Below are 19,943 nucleotides of genomic sequence, written 5' to 3' on the forward strand. Positions count from 1 at the left end.
CACCCGCTATCCATAGTATCCACACCCCCGTCATTCCGGGGCGATGCCAACGGGTCCGCGCCAGGCGCGGCCGGATGACAGGCTCCGCGTCGAGCCCGGAATCCATGCATCCGCATCGTCGGCCTATGGATTCCGGGCTCAGCCCTTTCGGGCCGCTCCGGAATGACAAGTGGAGTGACCATGTGGCTGACTTGCCCTCTCCCCGGTTCCGCGCTTGGATGGCGCCATGTTTACGACATTCAGAGGCGGACAGAGCGGCGGCTGGAAGGTGACGTCGATCGCCCGGATCAAGGGCGAGACGTTGCCGAAGGTCGCGGCGCTTTCGGTGATCGCGAGCGAGGCGATCGCGCTGCCGCTGTTGCCGTCGCAAACCGCATGGCGGCTCGCCGGCGTCGCCAGTCATCTGCGCTACACCGAGAAGGCGGAGAAGGAGCAGCTTGCCGCGGTGCAGGCCGGGCTCGGCCGCAGCGAGGCAACCCAAGCGGCGTTGATCCCGATCCGGAAATCCGCCGCCTGGTGGGAGCTGACCCAGGACGAGCGGCGCCAGATTTTCGAGGACAAGTCGCACCACATCTCGGGGACCCTGAAATACCTGCCGGCGATCGCGCGGCAGCTCTACCATTCGCGCGACCTCGGCGTGCCCTTCGACTTCCTGACCTGGTTCGAATTCGCGCCCGAACATGCGGCGCTGTTCGACGAGCTGGTCGCCATGCTGCGCGCGACCGAGGAATGGAATTATGTCGAGCGCGAGGTCGACGTCCGCGTCGAGCGGGAAATCTAGGATCTAGGCGATCCGCCCGAGGCCGTCGGCGCTCGCCCGTAGGGCCGGCACGAACGTATTCACCATCTGCGAAATGGTGACGCGCGCCGACGACGCGCTGGCGCTCATCGCCGCCACCACGTTGCCGCGGCCGTCGAACACCGGCACCGCGATCGAGCGCAGCCCGATCTCGAGCTCCTGGTCGGTGGTGGCGTATCCGTTCGCTCGTGCCTGCTTGACGGCATCGCGCAGCGCCGCCTTCTTCACCAGCGAATGCCGGGTGCGAGCCGTGATCTCCGTCTCATCCAGGTAGCCGGCGATGCGATCGTCCAGCCAGCCGCTGAGCAGCACCCGTCCGGTCGCCGAACAATACAGGTCGATGCGCGTTCCGAGCTGAATGCCGGTCGTCACCAGCCGCTCGGCCTCGGCCCGCGCCACGAACAGCGCGGATTGGCCATCGAGCACCGCGAGCGAAATCGACTCGTTCAGCCTGTTGCGCGCCGACACCAGGAACGGCTGCGCGATCTCCGGCAGCGAGCGCGAGCCGGAATAGCCCGAGCTCAATGCGAGCAGCCGCGCCTGCGGCCGGAAGTATTTTCCGTCGAAGTCGAGATAGCCGAGCTCGGCGAGCGTCAGCAGGCATCGTCTCGCCGAGGCGCGCGACGTTCCCGACACCTCCGCCGCCTCCGTGATCGTCAGGCGCCTTCGCCGCGGCGAGAAGGCCTCGAGGATCGCCAATCCCTTGGCGAGGCCGGCCATGCCCTCCGGCAACCGTGCTTCAGTTTTGCAATCCTGCATGCTCTGGACGCCGTGTTGACAACAGGAAAATTCGGAATGATTCTGGGTTGATCACTTGTTCGTTATACGAACAAATCAGGGCGTTGGCAACGACCACGCGCCACGGAGTCGGGAGGTATTCATGCTGGATCAGGTCAGCGGCACGCCGCGCGAAAGCGATCGCGTCTGGTCGAACGATGGCGTGACGCGCGTTCCGTTCTGGATATTCCAGGACAAGGCGATCTACGCCGCCGAGCAGCAGCGGATCTTCCAGGGCCCGAGCTGGAACTTTCTCTGCCTCGCGATCGAGGTGAAGAACACCGGCGACTTCGTCACCACGTTTGTCGGCGACACGCCGGTGATCGTGTCGCGCGATTCAGACGGCGAGCTCTATGCGTTCGAGAACCGCTGTGCGCATCGCGGCGCCCTGATCGCGCTGGAGAGCCGCGGCAACACCAAGGCATTCACCTGCGTCTATCACGCCTGGAGCTACGACCGGCAGGGCAACCTCAAGGAGGTCGCGTTCAAGGAAGGCATCAAGGGCAAGGGCGGCATGCCGCCCTCGTTCTGCATGGAGCAGCACAACCCGCGCAAGCTCCGGCTCGCCGAAGCGTTCGGCGTCGTGTTCGGCAGCTTCTCCAACGACGTGCCGCCGCTGGAGGAGCATCTCGGCGAGGAGATCTATTCCCGGATCGGACGCGTGATGAGCGGGCGGACGCCGGTCGTGCTCGGCCGCTACACCCAGGCGCTGCCCAACAACTGGAAGCTCTACATGGAGAACGTGAAGGACTCCTACCACGCGAGCATCCTGCACCTGTTCTTCACGACCTTCGAGCTCAACCGTCTGTCGCAGACCGGCGGGATCATCGTCGATCCCTCCGGCGGCCACCATGTCAGCTTCTCCGCCATCGATCCGAACGCGGCGAAAAGCAGCGACTACGACGCGCAGGATTTGCGCTCCGACAGCGAGTTCAAGCTCGCCGATCCGTCGCTGCTGCAGAGCTTCAAGGAATTCCCCGACAACACGACGCTGCAGATTCTATCGGTGTTTCCGACCTTCGTGCTGCAGCAGATCCAGAACGCCATCGCGGTCCGGCAGATCGTTCCCCGAGGTCCCGACAAGACCGACCTGCATTGGACCCTGCTGGGCTTCGCCGAGGACACGCCCGAGCAGCGAATGACGCGGCTGAAGCAGGCCAATCTGGTCGGCCCGGCCGGCTACATCTCGATGGAGGACGGCTGCGTCGGCGGCTTCGTGCAGCGCGGCATCCTGGGCGCGCCCGATGAGCAGGCGATCATCGAGATGGGCGGCTCCGGCACCGACTCCAGCGAAAGCCGGGTCACCGAAGCCTCGGTGCGTGGCTTCTGGAAGGCCTACCGCGCGCGGATGGGCGTTTGAGGTCATGCACGTGAGCAATACGATCGGCCTCATCAACCACGTTCAGAACGCCTACGCGCGCTGCATCGACAGCGGCAATCTCGAGGCCTGGCCCGACTTCTTCGAGGACGACTGCGTTTACAAGATCACGACATCGGACAATTTTGCGCAAGGCCTGGAGGCCGGCGTGATCTTCGCCAACTCCAAGGGCATGCTGCGCGACCGCGTCGCCTCGCTGCGCGAGGCCAATATCTACGAGCGCCACGTCTACCGCCACTTCCTCGGCCAGGCATGGATCGTTTCCGAAAGCGCGGACGAGGTCCGCAGCGAGACATCGTTCTTCGTGGCGCGGATCATGCGCGACGGCACCACCGATGTCTATGCGACCGGCCGCTACATCGACCGCTACGGCATGCACGGCGGCGGGCCCAGGCTGCGCGAGCGCATCGTGGTCTGCGACAGCTCCCGCTTCGATACCTTGCTGGCGTTGCCGCTATGAACCAGGACAGCAAGACCATCGCGCTGACCATTGGCGATCCCAATGGCATTGGTCCGGAGATTGCGGTCAGGGCCGCGGCGGAGCTGCACGCGAGCAACGATATCCGCATCGTGCTGGTCGGGGACGCGCACGTCGTCAGGCACTATGTCGAGCGCGTCGGTGCCGGCGCCCGGCTACAGCACTTCACGGCTGCCCCCGCGGCTGATGGCGCCATCCTGCTGCATGGGGTCGACGCGCTGGCCGCATCCGAATTCCATCCCGGCCAGATCGAGGCCGCCGCCGGGCGCGCCACCGTCGCCTATGTCGAAGCCGCGATCGGCTTGGTCCGCGATGGCACGGTCGACGCGATCGTCGGCTGCCCGCACAACGAAACCGCGGTCAACGCCGCCGGCATTCCGTTCTCCGGCTACCCCGGCCTGATCGCGCGGCTCACCGGCAAGCCCGAGGAAAAGGTCTTCATGATGCTGGTCGGCGGCGGCTTGCGCATCCTGCATGCGACGCTGCACGAGCGCATCCATCACGCCTTGGCGCGGCTGACGCCGGAATTGATCGAAGAAGCGGGACTCGCCTGCGCGTCCACCCTGCAACGGCTGGGAGTAGCACACCCGCGCATCGGCGTGTTCGGCATCAATCCGCATGCCGGCGAGAACGGCCTGTTCGGCGATGACGATGATCACATCACCGCGCCCGCCGTGGCGCGGCTGCGCCAGGCCGGCATCGCGGCCGAAGGCCCGGTCGGCGCGGATATCATGCTCGGCCGCAAGGACATCGACGGCTTCGTCGCGATCTATCACGACCAGGGCCACATTCCGATCAAGCTGTTGGCCGGGCGCAACGCCTCGGCGCTGTCGGTCGGCGCCGGCGTGCTGTTTTCCAGCGTCGGTCACGGCAGCGCCTTCGACATCGCCGGTCAGTGCAAGGCCGACCACTCGGCCGTGCTACGAACGCTGCGGCTGATCGGCAATCTGCCCGCCGACAAATCCACCACGCAGGCGGGCATCGCATGAGCTTCAACGTCACCGTCGCCGAGCATGGGGTGACCTTCCCGTGCGAGCCGCGCGAATTCGTGCTCGACGCCGCCGAGCGCGCCGGCTACGCGATGCCGTCGTCGTGCCGGAAGGGTGCCTGCAACACCTGCGAAGCCGGCCTGCTCGGCGGCGAGGTCGACCAGCGCGGCCGCGGACGCCGCACCGCCGAGGACCGCACCGCGCTGATGTGCCGGGCGCGGCCGCGGTCCGACCTCGTGATCAAGCCGAAGCGGTTCGAGCGGATCGACATCTTCCGCCGCAAGACCATCAGGGCGACGGTCTACCGGCTGGCGCGGCCGGCCGCCGACGTCAGCATCGTGACGTTGCGCTTTCCGATCGGGCTGCGCGCCCCGTTCAAAGCCGGGCAGTATCTGCAGGTCATCATGGACGACGGCGAGCGGCGCAACTTCTCGCTGGCCAACGCGCCGCGCGACAATGACGGGGCGGAGCTGCACATCAGGCACGTCTCCGGCGGCAGATTCTCGACGCAGATCCTGCCGCGGCTGGCGGTGGGGGACACGCTGCAGATCGAGGCGCCGTTCGGCGATTTCTTCCTGCGCAAATCCGGGCGGCCCGCGATCCTGCTGGCGAGCGGAACGGGTTTTTCGCCGATCAAGTCGATCGTCGAATCCGCGATCCATGCCGGCGCCGAGCAACCGACGCATCTCTACTGGGGCGCCCGGACGCGCGAGGACATCTATCTGGCGGATCTGCCGATGAAGTGGGCGAAGCGGTTTGCCTGGTTCAGCTTCACGCCGGTGCTGTCGGAGCCTTCGCCGTCCTGGACCGGCCGCACCGGCCTCGTGCACGAGGCGGTGCGCGAGGACCATGGCGATCTGTCCGCTGCCGACGTCTATGCCTGCGGCAACCCGCTGATGGTCAGCGCCGCGCAACGCGACTTCACCGAAAATCATCGCCTGCCGGACGCGCAATTCTTTGCCGACGCGTTTGTCGAGTCCGGCGCACCCGCAGACCTCCAACCGATTGTAGCTCAGACATGAGATTTTACACCGCCGCCCGCATTGCCCTGGGCTTGCTCGCCGCCTCAACGCCGCTCGCCGCGCAGGCGAACGATGCGGCCGGCTATCCGGCCCGCCAGATCCGGATCGTCGTGCCGTTCCCGGCCGGCGGCACCGCGGATACGCTGCCGCGGATCCTCGCCGAGAAGCTGCGCCAGAAATGGAATCAGCCTGTCATCATCGACAACCGTTCGGGCGCCGGCGGCAATATCGGCGCCGAGGCGGTCGCCGGCAGTCCGCCCGACGGCTATACGCTGCTGGCGAGCCCGCCCGGTCCGATCGCGATCAATCAGTCGCTCTACGCCAAGCTTGGCTACGATCCATCCGAGCTGAAGCCGGTGGCGCTGATCGGCATCGTGCCGAACGTGCTCGACGTGCGCCCCGGCTTTCCGGCCAAAACCGTCAAGGAGCTGATCGACTACGCCAAGGCCAATCCGGGCAAGGTCACCTTCGCCTCGCAAGGCAACGGCTCGACCTCGCATCTGACGACCATCCTGTTCCAGAAGCTGACCGGCACCACGATGGTGCACGTCCCCTACCGCGGCACGGCGCCGGCGCTGCAGGACATCATGGGCAATACGGTCGACCTGTTCTTCGACAATCTCGGCTCGTCGCTGAGCCTGCACCAAGGCGGCACGCTGCGCATTCTCGGCGTCGCCGGTCCGACGCCCGCGCCTTCGCTGCCCGACGTGCCGACGGTGCGCGAGACCGTGCCCGACTTCACCTCGGTGACCTGGTTCGCGCTGATGGCTCCGAAGGGCACGCCGGACGACGTCATCGCCAAGCTGAACGCGACGGTGACGGAGCTGCTGCGCGAAGACGACGTGCGCGGCCAGTTCGGCAAGCTGGGCGTGCAGGTCGATCCGATGGATGTCGAGGCGACGGCAAAGTTCATCGCGGCCGAGCGCGTGCGCTGGGGCGAGATCATCAGCACGGCCCACGTGACGGTCGACTGAACCAGCGCCTGGTCGATCGCTCTAGTGTTCCAGGAATCGTCCTGACGCGATCCGCGGCAGGTCGGTGACGGGCCAATTGTAGAGATAGGTCCAGGCCTCACTGATGCTGCCGTCGGCGAGCCTGACCGGCAGCATCTCGCGGACATATTCGGTCGGTGGCGGAAACCCCTCGCCGCAGGCCTCGTACATGTCAAACTCATCCAGCATGGCGTCGCGCGCGCGCAAGCGGAACAGCTCGCCATGCACGATGTCGGCCGCATCGTCCGATCGCACCAGCCCCGGATAGTGCTTGACCAGATAGAGCCGGCCGCGGCACTGCGCCTCGGCGAGGAAGTCGGCATTGCCCGCCAGCAGTTTTGCCATCGGATGGTCGAAGCCGCGCATCAGCGTGCCGTAGACGAAGAGAAGGTCGGAGGTCATGGCCTTCTATGTCATTGCGAGCGGAGCGAAGCAATCCAGGCCGCTCACGCCGCGGCCACCTCCTCGGTCACCACCACGAATTTCGCCAACGTCATTCGGCCAAAACTCGTGGTGAGCGCGACGTCTGCGGCGTCGCGGCCGGTCGCCATCAGGATGCGGCCGATCCGCGGGGTGTTGTGGCGGGCATCGAAGGTGTGCCACTGGCCGGAGAGGTAGACCTCGAACCAGCCCGAGAAATCCATCGGCGCCGGGTCGGGCGGCACGCCGATGTCGCCGAGATAGCCGGTGCAGTAGCGCGCGGGAATCCCCATGCAGCGGCAGAAGGTCAGCGCGAGATGGGCAAAGTCGCGGCAGACGCCGGCGCCGCTCTCGTAGACATCATGCGCCGACTTCATGTGGTGGGCATGCTGATAGCCGAAGCTGACATGGTTGTGGACGAAATCCGTGATCGCCTGCACCCGCGCCCAGCCCGGCGGCGTGTTGCCGAACAGCGACCAGGCGATGTCGGTCAGCTTGTCGGTCTCGCAGTAGCGGCTCGCCATCAGATAGACCAGCATCTCGTCCGGCAATTGCTCGATCGGCACTTGCTGCGCGGCTGGATTGACCGCGTCGGGCACCCCGGAATCCCGCACCAATGCATTGCCGCGGAACGTGACGCCGCCGGCCGCCGCAACCAGCCGCCCACAGACATTGCCAAAGCTGTCGCGGTAGAAGCCGACCGGCACGTCGGGATCGGTCGTGATCTGCTCGGTGCCGACGATGTCGGCGAAGCGCGACGGATGGATCGACAGCATGATCACCATCGGCGTCGGCTGCGGAGCCGTGTAGGTGATCTCGAAGCCGACCCCGATCTGCATGGTCACGCCATCTCCCTGTTCGCACTCTGGCTGGCCGAGACCACGTCGATATCGACGTCCATGCCGACAAAGGCATCGGCCGGACCGAGATAGACGCCGTGCAACGGGATCGCCTGGCGGGGATCGCGGGCCACCGCGACGCGGATCAGATCGCGCGTACCGACGATGCCGTTGGTCGGATCGAACTCGATCCAGCCGGCGCTTGGCAGATAGGCCTGCACCCAGGCATGCGTCGAGCCGCCGCCGAGATAGCCTGCGCCATCCGACGGCATCGCCAGATAGCCGGAGACAAAGCGCGCGGCCATGCCGAGCCGGCGCAACGCTTCGATCATGAACAGCGCATAGTCGCGGCAGGTGCCGGACCTCGTCTGCAGTGTATCAAGCGGATGCTGGGTGCCGCGCTCATGGCGCTTGCGGTAGCTGAACTCTTCCCTGATCGCATGCGTGATGCCGCTCAGTATCTTGAATGTCGGGGTCGGCGCCTCGGCATCCAGGAAGCGGCGCGCCCACGCCGACAGCTCGCCGTTCGGATCGCCGTACTGCGGCGTGACGAACTGCTGCACGTCGGGATATTCCTCATCGTCGTAGAGGAAGGGATAGAAATAGGCGGGATCGTCCGGCGTCAGCGCGAAGGCTTCCGCGGTGTTGAGCTCAACCGTCGCGGTCGACACGAACGACAGCGTGTCGGCGCGCTCGTCGAAGGTCGCGATCGCCACACTGTTGCCGAATACGTCGTGGATCCAGCGTAGCGACATCGGCGCCGGATCGATCAGGAGCGCGCTGTCGAGCACGCGCAGATCGTGGCCGTCGCGCGGGCGCAGCATCAGGCGGTGCTCGCCAAACGCCACCGGGCGGGCGTAGCGATAAACGGTCTTGTGATGGATGGTCAGCAGCGGCATCGTCGACAATCATCGTGATTCTGGCTTGGATAATCTATAGAGGGTACTGCTCGATTACAGATCAGCATGCCGCCTGAATAGGCAAAGTTGAGGAAAAAAGCCGTTGAACTATGCTGGTGGTCCATCCGTCCTACTCGCAAGCACCGACGCGTCACCGGTCCTCGAACATAATTCCGACGGCCGCTCGCCGTTCCTGTTCACCTGTGATCACTACGGCCGGCAGATCCCCGCGCCGCTCGGCGGCCTCGGCCTGCCCGAGGGCGAGCTGGTGCGCCACATCGCCTGGGACATCGGCATCGCCGGCGTCGCCACGCAACTCGCCGACCACCTCGGAGCGCATCTGGTCGCGCAGCGCTATTCGCGGCTGGTGATCGACTGCAACCGCCCGCCGCATGTCGCAAGCTCGATCCCGCTGATCAGCGAAGCCACCACCGTTCCCGGCAATGAAGGGCTGTCGCGCGAGGCGGCCGAATTGCGCCGCGCGCAGATCTTCGATCCCTATCACGCGCGGATCGACGAGATCATCGAGCGGCGGCTGCGCGACGGCATGCCGACGGTGCTGGTGGCGCTGCACAGCTTTACCCCGGTTTATGCCGGCATCGCGCGGCCCTGGCACATCGGCACGCTCTATCATCGCGACACCATGCTGCCGCCGCTGCTGCTGAAACATCTGCGCAGCGAGGGCGATCTCGTGGTCGGCGACAACGAGCCCTATGCGGTCAGCGACGAGACCGACTACACCATCCCCGTGCACGGCGAGAAGCGCGGCCTGATGAACTCCGGCATCGAGATCCGCCAGGACCTGATCTCCGACCAGGCCGGCGAGACCGCGTGGGCCGACCGCCTGGCGCGCATCCTCGGCGAGATCGAAACGACGCTGCGCAAGGAAGCGAAGATCTAGCCGCGAAAGGAGATTGGATTCGAAATTCGCTCATCTCTCCCGCTTGCGGGAGAGGGGCACGTTCCGATGCGGCTACTGCTCGACCTAATCTCATCACGCTCCGGCGGCCCGCGATCAATCGGGCCTCGCCGCAGCTCTCAGCCCAGCGACACGCCGGCCTTGGCGCGGCTGATGCCCAGCGCAACAATCCGCCGCAGCAGGTCCGGGTAGTCGAACCCGTCGTGCCGGGCCGCGGTCGCGAACTCCTGGCTCTTGGCGATTTCGGGATTGGGATTGGCTTCGATGAAATACGGGATGCCGTCGGCGGAGAGACGAAAGTCGATGCGCGCATATCCATCGAGTCCGAGCGCCCGGTAAATGCGCTTGGCGGTATGCTGGATGCGGGTCGCCAGTTCCGGCGCCAAATCCTTGGCGGGCCCGTCGACGATTCCGACGCGTTCCTGATAGCTGGTATCGTGCTTGGCCTTTTCGGTGGCGATGCGTCGCGCGCGCTGGCCGCCCATGCTGCCGAATTCCAATTCCCAGACCGGCAGCGCGCGCAGCCGGTTGTTGCCGATGACGCCGACATAGAGCTCGCGTCCCTCGATATATTGCTCGGCGATGGCGGCCGATCCGATCCGCTCGTGAATGAAGGCGACGCGCTCGGCGAGCTTCTCGTCGGTATCGACGATCGAGGCCTGCGAGATACCGAAGGAGCCGTCCATGTTCAGGCTCTTGACAATCAGCGGCAGCGCCAGCCGCGCCGGCCGCTTCACCTTGCGGCGCATCGGAAACACCGCAAACGCCGGCACCGCGATGCGGCGATGATGCACCAGCGCCTTGGACAGATCCTTGCCGCGCGCCAGGATCAGCCCGCGCGGGTTGCAGCCGGTATAGGGAATCCGCATCAGCTCGAGAAAGCTCGCGATGTGCTGGTCATACACGACCTCGTAGTGGAACTCCTCGAGCAGGGTGAACACCACATGCGGCTTGAAATTCTCGATCTCGTCGCGCACCGGCTTGATTTCTTCCTGCACGCCCAGCGGCCGGACTTCGTGGCCGGCCGCGCGCAAGGTGCTGACGACGTCGTATTCGGTCTTCCACGCATTGATTTCCTGCGCGGAGTATCCGTCGGACGAGTCCGGCGGCACGAAGTCCGGGTGCATCAGCACGAGAATGCGAAGGCGCCTCATAGCGCAATCCATTTCCGCCGCGACGGACCAAACAGCGCGTGCATGGTCTTGGCGGTCAAGAGGATGGTGAAGTTGGTGACGAGCCTGTGCTCGGGCCCGACCGCGCGCAGATTGAGCTCGCGGCAACGCGAGATCATGTCATCGAGCACGGCATCGAGCGTCAACTGGTTCTCGCCGGTCCACTGCGCGACCAGCTGCCTGATCCTGGCACGGTGACGCCGGATGAATACCGCCGCCGGCGGCGAGCGCACATGCTTGATATCGGCGGAGAACAGCCGGGACAGATCGCGGTCGTAGGTCTTCGGCGGACTGAAGGCGTAGAACGCCTGCTTCTTCCTGTAGTGTTCGGCAAGCGTTTGGCTGAGAGTGTGCAGCGGATCGACCCGCTCCCGGTTCACGACCAATGGCCGCTTGCCGGCAATCTCGCCCATCAGCTCGTCGACATATTCGAGCTTCTTCAGCGCCGGCCAGCCGGCATAGCGCGTGCGCCAGTTCGAGCGCGGCCGCAGCCACACCGCAAAGGTTTCGGCGAAATCCTCGTCCGGATGGCTCTGCGCGTACCACAGCCGCAGATGCTGGACGTAGTTCCGGCTGGCCGGATTGGGCCGGTAGTAGCGCGGGTAGTGTTTCGAGGACGGCCCGAACAGCTGCTGCCAGCGCCGGCGGCGTTGCAGCTGGTAGCCGTGCTGCAGGGCATGGCCGGCCTCGTGACGGAGAATCGCCATGCACTGCGACCAGGTGCCGCCCTCGACGTCGAGCATCATCTTCTTCTCGAGCTTCATCAGGCGGGGATGCGCGAGATAGAACGGGATGGCGATGCCGGGCACATTGGCCGGGCTGAACCATTCGCTCGATATCCACGCGTGCGGCCGCAGCCGGATGCCGCGCTCTTCCAACTCTTCGTGCAGCGTGCCGAGACAATCCTGCAGCCAGGTGCCCTCGACCGCAACCCGCAGGCTGCTGAGACGTTGCCCGAGCAACTGCTCATCCGACAGTTTTTCCCAAGCAAATTTCCGCCGTGGCATGGGCCTCCAGAAACCATGACAATTCGATGTCTGGATGGTGACATAGGTTGCCGCCGGCAACAACCGCCGGGCTGCATCGCGACCATCGCGCAACAGACATGGTGTCGTGCGGCGCTGTTCGTTCCGTCATCCTGAGGTGCTCGTGAAGCGAGCCTCGAAGGATCGACGGCCGCCAGCCGGGCCGGTTCATCCTCCGGGGTTCAGCAGCGCAATTGCGCTGCTGGGCTTGCACCTCCAGCGACAAAGGCGAAGCCGTTGCGCGAGGATGACAGTTTGGAAAATCGTAACACAAAGCTCGGTTCTTTGCTCAGATGCGTCAGGATTGTTGTCTTTCACAAACGTCGCACCGCCTTGCGATCGAGCGCGCGTTTTCGGATAAGTGCAGCAGGATCGGACAAATCGCAGTCGCTTCGGGAAAGACCCCAGACCCGTACCGCGCCTAGAACGCATCGAACGCGCAAGACAGACCCTCTCACCGGCGAGAACAGGTCCATGAGCAAGCCGCTTGCGCGAGCTATTTCGCAGAATCAGGCAGGCGCGTCTCCGGTGCAGCAAGACGATTTACCGACCGGCGAACGCCCGCATGCCGACGCAGAAATGGCGCGGGTGCTCAAGACGGCGCCGCTACACATGGCGTCGGACCCAACCAGCGGCATGATCACCTTCTGGAGGCATGATCCGCTGCATGACGTGGTCCGGCCGATGGCCGACCACGTCATCATGACTTTTCCCGCCGAGCCGGTGCGGTTCGAGCGCCGCGACGGCCGGGCGTTTGTCAACGGAATGACGCGTCCCGGGACCGTCACGGTGATTCCGGCCGGTTCGACCTCGCGGTGGGATATCTTTCAGCCCTTGAGCGTCCTCCAGCTCTATCTTCCGCAAACAACGCTCGATCGCGTTGCCCTCGAAGCCGGCACCGCCGCTGCCGGTGACCTTGTGGAGCGAACCGCGCATCCCGACCCCATCACATCCCGATTGCTGCTGAGCGCGGCCGATGCGCTCGAGGGCTGCGCGGCACTGGATACGCTGTTCAGGCACCAGCTGACCGACCTTCTGGCGACGCGCCTGCTCTCGGCGCACGCCGGCTCACCTGCCGCGTTCCGGCCGGTCATGGGCGGGCTGTCGCCCAGGGTGCTGAGCCGGACTATCGAGCGCCTGCGTTCGGATAGCGACACCGACGTCTCGCTTGCCGCCCTGGCTGCGGATGCAGGCCTGTCGCGCTTCCATTTCTGCCGCGCGTTCAAGGAAAGCACCGGGCTCTCCCCGCATGCCTGGTTGCGCCAGCATCGGCTCGAGCAGGCCATGAGCATGCTGCGCGACACCGACGTGTCGGTCGTCTCGGTCGCGGCCGCGCTCGGCTATTCCTCCCAGACCGCCTTCGCCGCGGCGTTCAGAAAGTTGACCGGGGAGACCCCCAGCGATTGGCGGCGACGCGTGCGGTGAAGGTTCAAGTGCAGCGTCGAAGGGAAACAAGCGATGAAGACATTTCTCAGCATCGGAGCGGGCCCGGGAATGGGTTTCGCGACCGCCGAGCGCTTTGCAAGGGAAGGCTTTCAAGTGGTTCTGGCCGCCCGGCGGCTCCCCAGGGCTCAGGAGCTGGCCGATCGGCTCATGTCGAAAGGCTACAAGGCCGAGGCGCGGAACGTGGATGCGAGCGACGCGAAGAGCGTGGCGGAGCTGGTCGCCGAAGTTGAGACGCGGCACGGCTCGGTGGACGTCCTGCACTACAACGCGGCGTCATTGCGCAAGGCGACGCTCGCCGAGCAGCCGCGCGACAGCTTCAATTTTGATCTGGCCGTGAATATCGGAGGCGCGCTTGCCGCCGCGCAGGCCGTTGCCTCGAAGATGGAAGCGCAACGGTCCGGTACGATTCTGTTGACGGGAGGCGGCTTCGCCCTTGCCCCGAGCCCGGACTTTCTCTCGATCAGCATCGGCAAGGCCGGCATTCGCGCGTTGGCTCACGGGCTTTTCGAACAGTACCGGGCCAAGGGAATCCATGTCGCGACGGTGACGGTCTGCACCCTGGTTGCCCCGGAATCGAAGGAAGCCTCGGCGGTGGCGGACCAGTTCTGGCATCTGCACAGCCAGCCGAAGGACTCCTGGACGGTCGAGACGAACTACGGACTATGATTTCGGGGTGCTGGGATCTCTCAGTGCGGCTTGCCGAGGACGGATGCAAAGGACAGGAGGCAGATCTCGTCGCCGGCCTCGTCGCTGACATGCATGGCCCAGTCGCGCCAGTCTTCCAGGCTGGCCGTCGCGACCAGCGATCGCATCGCGCAGGTGGCCGCCTCGCACGCCTCGGTGAGGCTGGTGACGGCGGTGCCGCGGCGATCCATCAGCACGCCTTGGGTGTTGGAGCAGTGAAAATAGACCTGGGTCATGCACGTGTCCTCGCAGCATCCGGGCGAGCAGGCTCGCCCTTGCATGACCGAAGTGTAGGCGGCCGACGCAAGGCTATCTGTGAGGCCGCTCACACTGGCGCGAGGTTGCTGATTCACGGGGCGCCCGCTTTAGCTCTTTGTTGAGCATGATCTTTTCGGAAAACCGCTTCGCACTTTTCCGGATCATGCTCTAACCGCGGAACGGCGCCAGCAGGACGTGCGGATCGGTCTGCAGGTCGGGATTCCTGCGCAGATGCTCCAGCATGAATTTGACAAAGGCCCTGACCCGCGCCGGCAGGCCCTTGCGGCTCGGGTAGTGCAGCAAGATCTCGAGGCCGGGCGAGAACATCGCCGCGCACGCGCTGGCGTTCTGATCAATAGGACCGGCGCCGCCAGATGAACAGCAGATACAGCAACACCGGCAGGCCGAGCGCCGCCCACGAGATGGCATCCCACCAGCCGTCGCCGACCAGCGCGCTGATCAGTCCCACCGTGCTCAGGATCGCGATGACGAGCGGGGCCGCGAAGATCTGGGCCAAAGAGCGATGCGAGATCATCAGCGGCGCGACGACGACAAGAGTGGATTATCGATCGCCCCGGCATTGGCGATTGCGCGCTCCTGGCTGACGCCGGCCTTGCGCCGCCGCCACCATAAATAAAGGCCGGTGACCAGGATGAAGATGGTCAGGATGTCGAGCAGCGCCCAGACGATCTTCAGCGGCATGCCGCCATAGTCGCCGAAATGCAGCGGCTGCGACACGAACAGGGTCAGCACATACCAGGGCATGTCGCGGCTGTCGGTCAATTTGCCGGTTTCCGCATCGATCAGCGCCGGCTTGAGCAGCCGCGAGGTCAGCGGCGTGTCGCCATGCAGGAACACGGCATAGTGGGTCTTGCTGCTGAACAGAGTGCCCGGAAATGCGACGAAGCTCGGCGTCATCCCGGGCACCGCCTCGGTCGCGACCTGCACCGCGGCATTGACCGAGGTCAGCTTCGACGGCACTGGCCGGTCGCTGTACTGCGCCGTCATTTCGGCGAGCTGGCCGAACTGCCACATCTTCAGCACGAGATCGGCCCAGGTGTCGATGACGCCGGTGAAGCCGACCACCAGTGTCCAGGCCACCAGCAGGATGCCGGCGAGATTATGCACGTCGAGCCAGCGCACAACGCGGGTGCGCTTGGCGCGGTAAGCACCGAAGCGCAGCTTGCGCATCGAGGGCGCGTAGACCACGATTCCGGAAATGATCGCGACGCAGAACAGGATTCCCATCAGCCCGAGAAACAGCTTTCCGGGCAGGCCGGCGAACATGTCGGTGTGCAGCTTCAGCATGATGTAGGTGAAGCGCCCGGTCACGTCGGGCGCATCGAGATAGGCGCCGGTGTGCGAATCCATCCGGATCAGCAGGTTCTTGGTCGGATCGGCATCGATCGTCGGGCCGACGCTGACGAACATGGCGTTGGGATCGTCACGATCCCAGATCAGGAAGTGCGGCACCTTTCCCGGCGCCTGCGCCAGCGCGTTGGCGAGCATGTGGTCCAGATTGGCGAGCGGCGTGCCGGCCGGCACCTCGGCCGCCTTGACCTGCTCGTGCAGCAGATCGTCGATCTGCTCGTGAAAGATCAGCGGCAGGCCGGTGATGCACAAAAGCAGCATGAACAGCGTGCAGATCAGGCTGGTCCACTTGTGGACCGCGCCCCAGCGCCGCAGGGATTTTGTGGTTGACGTCAATTGAATTGCCAATTCCGGATCATCTGACGCGCGCGTCAGATGCATTTCATCGCCACGTCACTAGCATGATGAGATCGGCGCGCAGCGGTGCGGCCCTTAGAACCCGTCCAAGGTCCGGCTATCTCGCTGCTTCTGTTGCGAACCCGCAACGCGCGTTGAAGTAGGCTGCGGCAATTTCGCCCACTTCAGTCGAGGACACTTAGGATCGTTCTAATCGATCCCGGTCGCCTCCCGCCGCTATTGCGAACCGTTGATCGGATTCTCCGGAGAGCCGAGCCCCGAACCGGTCGGCCGTCCGTTGGCGGCGTGGCCGACGCCGACGCCGGGCCCGCCGACGGTGTTGTTGGCCGTCCCGCCACTGCGATCCAAATTCTCCGTGACGCCATGTTCCGCTCCATTTCCACCCCCGCCGACAATGCGTGTCGGCAGAGATGGTTTCGCGGAAAGGCGGCACCACACTCAGGCGGCCGCGTGGCCGGCAGGTGCCACGGCTAGGCGAGCCCCAGACCGCCGTCGGCCGCGATCACCTGGCCGGTCATCCATTCCGAGGCCGGGCCGGCAATCCGAACGATCCATTCAGCAACATCGTCGGGCACACCGCGCCGGCCGAGCGGAATGCGCGCGCGCTCCTGCTGCTTGATCGCTGCCGCCTGCTCCGGGGAGAGCCCCATCATGCCGGTCAGCGCGCCCGATTCGGTGGGCCCCGCCGCCACCGCGTTCACCCGAACGCCGAACGGCGCGAGCTCCAGCGCCCAGCAGCGTGTCAAATGCTCCAACGCCGCCTTGCTGGCGGCGTAGTGCGACAATCCCGCCGCCGGCTTGTGGCCGAAGGTGCTCGAGACGTTGACGATGCTGCCCCGCGTGGCCCGCAGGTGAGGAAGCGCGGCCGCCGCAAGCAGGCTGGGGCCGATCACATTGACCGCGAAGATATCCATGATGCGATCAGCTGCCGCATCGGCCAGCGGCAAGATCGCGCCGGCGCCCGCATTGTTGATCAACGCATCCACCCTGCCCCAGGTCTCGATCGCCTTGGCGATGGTGCGCGCGGCGTCGTCCGCGGAGGCCGCATCCGCAACCAGGCCCACGATGCCCGGGTGCTCCGCAACCGTCTGCTCGATCGGCCCGGCACGTCGTCCGGTTACGAGCACCCTGTCGCCTTGCCGGGCAAAGCGAAGCGCCGCCGCGCGCCCGATGCCGGAGCTCCCGCCGGTGACAATAATGACTTTCGCGTCCTGCATGTTGGTTCGCCCTTCTGTCACTGCGCGGTCCAGCCGCCATCGACCGAGATCGCGGTCCCCGTGATCTGATCGGCCGCGCCCGAGCACAGGAAAGCCACAGTGCCGCCGAGCTGCGCCGGCGAGACGAACTGCAGCGACGGCTGCTTCTCCGCCAGCAACTCCTTCGCTGCATCCTGCTGGCTGATGCCGCGCTGCGCGGCGATGTCGTCGATCTGCTTGTCGACCAGCGGCGTACGCACCCAGCCGGGACAAACCGCATTGCAGGTCACGCCGCTGCCGGCGGTCTCGAGACCGACCACCTTGGTCAGGCCGATCAGCCCATGCTTGGCCGCGACATAGGCGGCCTTGTGCGTCGACGCGACGAGCCCATGCGCGGAGGCAATGTTGACGATGCGGCCCCAGCCCTGCTTCCGCATCTGCGGCACCGCGGCGGCAATACCGTGGAACGCGGCCGACAGATTGATCGCCAGGATCGCGTTCCACTTCGCGGCCGGAAATTCCTCGACCGGCGCGGTGAACTGGATGCCGGCATTGTTCACGAGAATGTCGAGCCGGCCGTATTTCTCAACCGTGGCGGCGATCAATCCGCGCACTGCCTCCTCCTTCGACATGTCGGCGCCGTCATAGGCGACGCGCACGCCATACTCGCGCGTGATGCCGCCGCGGATCTGCTCGATCTCCCCGGCATCCCCAAAGCCGTTCAGCACGATGTCGGCGCGGAGCCTCGCCAGCTCGCTGGCGATGCCGAGCCCGATGCCGCTGGTCGATCCGGTCACGATCGCGACCTTGCCCTTCAACATGACAATTCCTTTCGATGCTTTGTAGGTGAGATGTGCCGCAAGCTCAGTCGCGGCGATGGATGTCGTGGGTGACGATGCCGAGCTCCGGCGCCGGCCGGTCGAGGCGGCCCGGGTCGGCCAGCGTGCGGCGGATGTCCTCCAGCCCGCTCTGCCAGTGTGCGCGCATTCCGCTCAGCCCGAACTCGTAGTCCCGCGAATGGCCTTCGTGGAGCTTGGTCTGATAGATCAGGTGGACGATGTTGCAGGAGCGATGGCGGGCCATCTCGGCGATGGCGCGGATTTCCGGATCCTGCTTGGCGGAGTCCGGCAGCAGCGCGAGCGTCCGTTGCAGCGCCTGCCGCATCTTCTGCATCCGCAGCGCCTGATCGGTGATGGCGCGGGTGCGGCTGGAATATTGGATGTCCTTCTGGCGGCTCGACACTTCCATCATGTCGTAGGGAACGCGGCCCTTGGCCGACCAGAGATCGATCTGGAACGTCAGCGTGTCGCATGGCTCCCCGGAGAGCACACGGGACAGCGGCGTGTTCGAGACCACGCCGCCATCCCAGTAGTGCTCGCCTTCGATTTCGACGGCAGGGAATCCCGGCGGCAGCGCGCCTGACGCCATGAAATGCTTCGGTCCGAGGCGGCGTTCGGCGGTGTCGAAATAGGTCAGGTTGCCGGTGCGGACGTTGACGGCGCCGACGCTGACCCGCACTTCCCCGGAGTTCAGCCGGTCGAAATCGACCAGCCGCTCCAGGGTCTGTTGCAACGGTGCCGTGTCGTAGAAGCTTGTCGAGGCATCACCCGAGAACGGCGACCACAGCGGCGAGGGAAAGCGCGGCTTGAAGAAGCCGGGTTGCCCCTGGACCAGCGCCCGCATCGCCGCCAGCGCGTTGCGGACCGAGCTGATGTCGAATGCAAAGGGCAAGGCATTGACCAGCCCCTCGCCGGCGGGCCACTCGATCGAGTAGGCGCAGATGGTCTCCCAGAATTGCCGCAGCCGCTGCACCCGCTCGGCTTCGGGCGAGCCAGCGACGATGGCGGCGTTGAGCGCGCCGATCGAAATCCCGGCAAGCCAGTTCGGCCGGATGCCGGCCTCGTGCAGGCCCTCATAGACGCCGGCCTGATAGGCGCCGAGCGCGCCGCCGCCCTGCAGCACCAGCGCCACGACATCATACGGCAGCGACCTGGCCTGCCGCGGCACCGGATTGGTCTGCTCGCGCATCACATTCAACATGGTTGGCACTCCTGATGAGGCTGATTCCGCTCAGCCGGCATTCGCTTCGATCAAGGCGTCGGCGCCGCGGCGCGGCGCGGTGTGGCCGGCGGCGAGATAATCGTGCACCACGCTGCCGAGCCCGAGCGTGAGGTCGGCGACAAGGTGCTTGGCTGACAGCACCTGCAGCACCGGCAGCTCGGCCACCGGGGCCAGCGCGTGCGAATAGAGATCGAGCGCAGCCGGTCCGGTCCATGCACCCTTCACGGTGATGTTCTCGAGGTGATAGCGCACCAGCTCGCAGATGCGCGGCGTGCCGTCGACATGCGGAATGATCTTGAGCAGGAAATTCGGCGCGGCGAGCTTCTTCGCCTCGGCCGCGATGTCGAGCGCGCGGTGCTTGTAGCCCATGGTGCCGGTCGCGATGCGCACCGAGCCGTAGTTCAACGTGCCGACCAGCGTATCGATCTCGACCTCGAGCTTCGGCTGCGCCAGCTTCTTGGGAAAGCCCCACAGCTCGCGCCCGCCGGCGATCGGCGGATGATCGTTGAGGAACATCTGATGGGTGAAGCCGCCGAGCTGGCCCTTGTAGGCGACCGGGATCACCTGGCCGCTCTCGGTGTAGTCGCCGAAGCCGGTGGAGTCGGGCATCCGGATGAACTCGTAGTTCACCACGGGATCGGTCAGCTCCAGCGGCTCCGGCACCACGCGGCGCAGCGCATCCGGATCGGTCCGGTACTGGATGATGAAATATTCGCGGTTGATGAAGCGGTACGGCCCGGGCGGAAAGGCCGGATTGGTCAGCGGCATCGCGAACGACGACGCGCGCACGGTGTCGTGTTTCATGGTGATCGAGCTCCAGAGTGATTTGAGGTGGGCGGGCCGCGCTTCAGGGCAAGCGCG

The 19,943-nt window shown here is 65.5% G+C and carries 24 protein-coding genes; 9 read left to right on the plus strand and 15 right to left on the minus strand.

Annotation, left to right across the window (positions count from 1 at the left end):
- The first annotated feature begins 226 nt into the window (after nt 1–226).
- A complete protein-coding gene (locus tag CI41S_RS12020; RefSeq protein WP_139859124.1) occupies nt 227–781 on the plus strand; it encodes a chlorite dismutase family protein in 555 nt (184 codons plus the stop codon).
- Nucleotides 782–784: 3 nt separating this feature from the next.
- Here CI41S_RS12020 and CI41S_RS12025 read toward each other — a convergent pair whose 3' ends face one another.
- A complete protein-coding gene (locus tag CI41S_RS12025) occupies nt 785–1,558 on the minus strand; it encodes an IclR family transcriptional regulator domain-containing protein (protein ID WP_210242644.1) in 774 nt (257 codons plus the stop codon).
- A gap of 121 nt (nt 1,559–1,679) precedes the next feature.
- Between CI41S_RS12025 and CI41S_RS12030 the strand changes: the two genes are divergently transcribed.
- The 5 genes from CI41S_RS12030 to CI41S_RS12050 are packed head-to-tail and all read left to right on the plus strand — an operon-like array spanning nt 1,680 to nt 6,417.
- Nucleotides 1,680–2,936: an aromatic ring-hydroxylating dioxygenase subunit alpha gene (locus CI41S_RS12030; RefSeq protein WP_139859126.1), complete on the plus strand. Its 1,257-nt coding sequence runs from the start codon at nt 1,680–1,682 to the stop codon at nt 2,934–2,936.
- Nucleotides 2,937–2,946: 10 nt separating this feature from the next.
- Nucleotides 2,947–3,414 carry an aromatic-ring-hydroxylating dioxygenase subunit beta gene (locus CI41S_RS12035; RefSeq protein ID WP_244626480.1) on the plus strand — a complete coding sequence of 156 codons (468 nt, stop codon included), beginning with the start codon at nt 2,947–2,949 and terminating at the stop codon, nt 3,412–3,414.
- Entirely contained in the window at nt 3,411–4,421 is a 1,011-nt protein-coding gene (locus CI41S_RS12040) for a PdxA family dehydrogenase (RefSeq protein WP_139859129.1), read from the plus strand. Before CI41S_RS12035 ends, CI41S_RS12040 begins: the two co-directional genes overlap by 4 nt.
- Nucleotides 4,418–5,443, plus strand: coding sequence for a 2Fe-2S iron-sulfur cluster-binding protein (locus CI41S_RS12045; protein ID WP_139859131.1), 1,026 nt, complete (start codon nt 4,418–4,420; stop codon nt 5,441–5,443). Before CI41S_RS12040 ends, CI41S_RS12045 begins: the two co-directional genes overlap by 4 nt.
- Nucleotides 5,440–6,417, plus strand: a complete 978-nt coding sequence (locus CI41S_RS12050; protein ID WP_139859134.1) for a Bug family tripartite tricarboxylate transporter substrate binding protein — start codon at nt 5,440–5,442, stop codon at nt 6,415–6,417. The genes CI41S_RS12045 and CI41S_RS12050 overlap by 4 nt, the downstream gene beginning before the upstream one ends.
- A gap of 21 nt (nt 6,418–6,438) precedes the next feature.
- Here the strand turns inward: CI41S_RS12050 and CI41S_RS12055 are convergent, their stop codons facing one another.
- Genes CI41S_RS12055 through CI41S_RS12065 form a run of 3 tightly spaced genes read right to left on the minus strand, consistent with a single transcriptional unit; the run spans nt 6,439 to nt 8,593 of the window.
- A complete protein-coding gene (locus tag CI41S_RS12055) occupies nt 6,439–6,837 on the minus strand; it encodes a gamma-glutamylcyclotransferase family protein (protein WP_139859135.1) in 399 nt (132 codons plus the stop codon).
- A gap of 44 nt (nt 6,838–6,881) precedes the next feature.
- A complete protein-coding gene (locus CI41S_RS12060) occupies nt 6,882–7,694 on the minus strand; it encodes a transglutaminase-like domain-containing protein (protein ID WP_139859306.1) in 813 nt (270 codons plus the stop codon).
- 2 nt (nt 7,695–7,696) lie between these two features.
- On the minus strand, nt 7,697–8,593 hold the full coding sequence (locus CI41S_RS12065; protein ID WP_139859137.1) for a transglutaminase family protein: 897 nt from the start codon (nt 8,591–8,593) through the stop codon (nt 7,697–7,699).
- A gap of 103 nt (nt 8,594–8,696) precedes the next feature.
- Here CI41S_RS12065 and CI41S_RS12070 point away from each other — a divergent pair, with 103 nt between their 5' ends.
- On the plus strand, nt 8,697–9,494 hold the full coding sequence (locus tag CI41S_RS12070; protein ID WP_139859139.1) for an N-formylglutamate amidohydrolase: 798 nt from the start codon (nt 8,697–8,699) through the stop codon (nt 9,492–9,494).
- 137 nt (nt 9,495–9,631) lie between these two features.
- Here the strand turns inward: CI41S_RS12070 and CI41S_RS12075 are convergent, their stop codons facing one another.
- A complete protein-coding gene (locus CI41S_RS12075) occupies nt 9,632–10,666 on the minus strand; it encodes a D-alanine--D-alanine ligase family protein (protein WP_172628003.1) in 1,035 nt (344 codons plus the stop codon).
- Nucleotides 10,663–11,691: a putative zinc-binding metallopeptidase gene (locus tag CI41S_RS12080; protein ID WP_139859143.1), complete on the minus strand. Its 1,029-nt coding sequence runs from the start codon at nt 11,689–11,691 to the stop codon at nt 10,663–10,665. The genes CI41S_RS12075 and CI41S_RS12080 overlap by 4 nt, the downstream gene beginning before the upstream one ends.
- Nucleotides 11,692–12,183: 492 nt before the next feature.
- On the opposite strand from CI41S_RS12080, the gene CI41S_RS12085 reads away from it, so the two are divergent.
- The gene (locus CI41S_RS12085; protein WP_139859144.1) at nt 12,184–13,134 is read left to right on the plus strand and encodes a helix-turn-helix transcriptional regulator; all 951 of its coding nucleotides are present in this window, start codon (nt 12,184–12,186) and stop codon (nt 13,132–13,134) included.
- Between the two features lie 33 nt (nt 13,135–13,167).
- A complete protein-coding gene (locus tag CI41S_RS12090) occupies nt 13,168–13,821 on the plus strand; it encodes an SDR family NAD(P)-dependent oxidoreductase (RefSeq protein WP_139859146.1) in 654 nt (217 codons plus the stop codon).
- Between the two features lie 20 nt (nt 13,822–13,841).
- On the opposite strand, the gene CI41S_RS12095 is transcribed toward CI41S_RS12090, so the two are convergent.
- The 9 genes from CI41S_RS12095 to CI41S_RS12125 form a co-directional block, all read right to left on the minus strand.
- Nucleotides 13,842–14,075: a DUF6894 family protein gene (locus tag CI41S_RS12095; protein WP_139859148.1), complete on the minus strand. Its 234-nt coding sequence runs from the start codon at nt 14,073–14,075 to the stop codon at nt 13,842–13,844.
- Nucleotides 14,076–14,265: 190 nt separating this feature from the next.
- Entirely contained in the window at nt 14,266–14,424 is a 159-nt protein-coding gene (locus CI41S_RS43395; protein WP_172628004.1) for a hypothetical protein, read from the minus strand.
- 25 nt (nt 14,425–14,449) lie between these two features.
- Nucleotides 14,450–14,632 carry a hypothetical protein gene (locus CI41S_RS12100; RefSeq protein ID WP_139859150.1) on the minus strand — a complete coding sequence of 61 codons (183 nt, stop codon included), beginning with the start codon at nt 14,630–14,632 and terminating at the stop codon, nt 14,450–14,452.
- Nucleotides 14,632–15,804: a PepSY-associated TM helix domain-containing protein gene (locus CI41S_RS12105; RefSeq protein ID WP_283813084.1), complete on the minus strand. Its 1,173-nt coding sequence runs from the start codon at nt 15,802–15,804 to the stop codon at nt 14,632–14,634. Before CI41S_RS12105 ends, CI41S_RS12100 begins: the two co-directional genes overlap by 1 nt.
- 237 nt (nt 15,805–16,041) lie before the next feature.
- Nucleotides 16,042–16,173, minus strand: a complete 132-nt coding sequence (locus CI41S_RS44950) for a hypothetical protein (RefSeq protein WP_283813085.1) — start codon at nt 16,171–16,173, stop codon at nt 16,042–16,044.
- A 122-nt stretch (nt 16,174–16,295) separates the two neighbouring features.
- A complete protein-coding gene (locus CI41S_RS12110; protein ID WP_139859155.1) occupies nt 16,296–17,042 on the minus strand; it encodes an SDR family NAD(P)-dependent oxidoreductase in 747 nt (248 codons plus the stop codon).
- A gap of 17 nt (nt 17,043–17,059) precedes the next feature.
- Complete coding sequence (locus CI41S_RS12115; protein WP_139859156.1) at nt 17,060–17,842, minus strand: 3-hydroxybutyrate dehydrogenase; 783 nt, start codon at nt 17,840–17,842, stop codon at nt 17,060–17,062.
- 43 nt (nt 17,843–17,885) lie between these two features.
- A complete protein-coding gene (locus CI41S_RS12120; protein ID WP_172628005.1) occupies nt 17,886–19,061 on the minus strand; it encodes a DUF3734 domain-containing protein in 1,176 nt (391 codons plus the stop codon).
- Between the two features lie 30 nt (nt 19,062–19,091).
- Nucleotides 19,092–19,886 carry an acetoacetate decarboxylase gene (locus CI41S_RS12125; protein ID WP_139859158.1) on the minus strand — a complete coding sequence of 265 codons (795 nt, stop codon included), beginning with the start codon at nt 19,884–19,886 and terminating at the stop codon, nt 19,092–19,094.
- Nucleotides 19,887–19,943 lie beyond the last annotated feature (57 nt).

The sequence above is a fragment of the Bradyrhizobium ivorense genome (genome assembly GCF_900696085.1).
In the GTDB taxonomy this organism is placed as follows: domain Bacteria; phylum Pseudomonadota; class Alphaproteobacteria; order Rhizobiales; family Xanthobacteraceae; genus Bradyrhizobium; species Bradyrhizobium ivorense.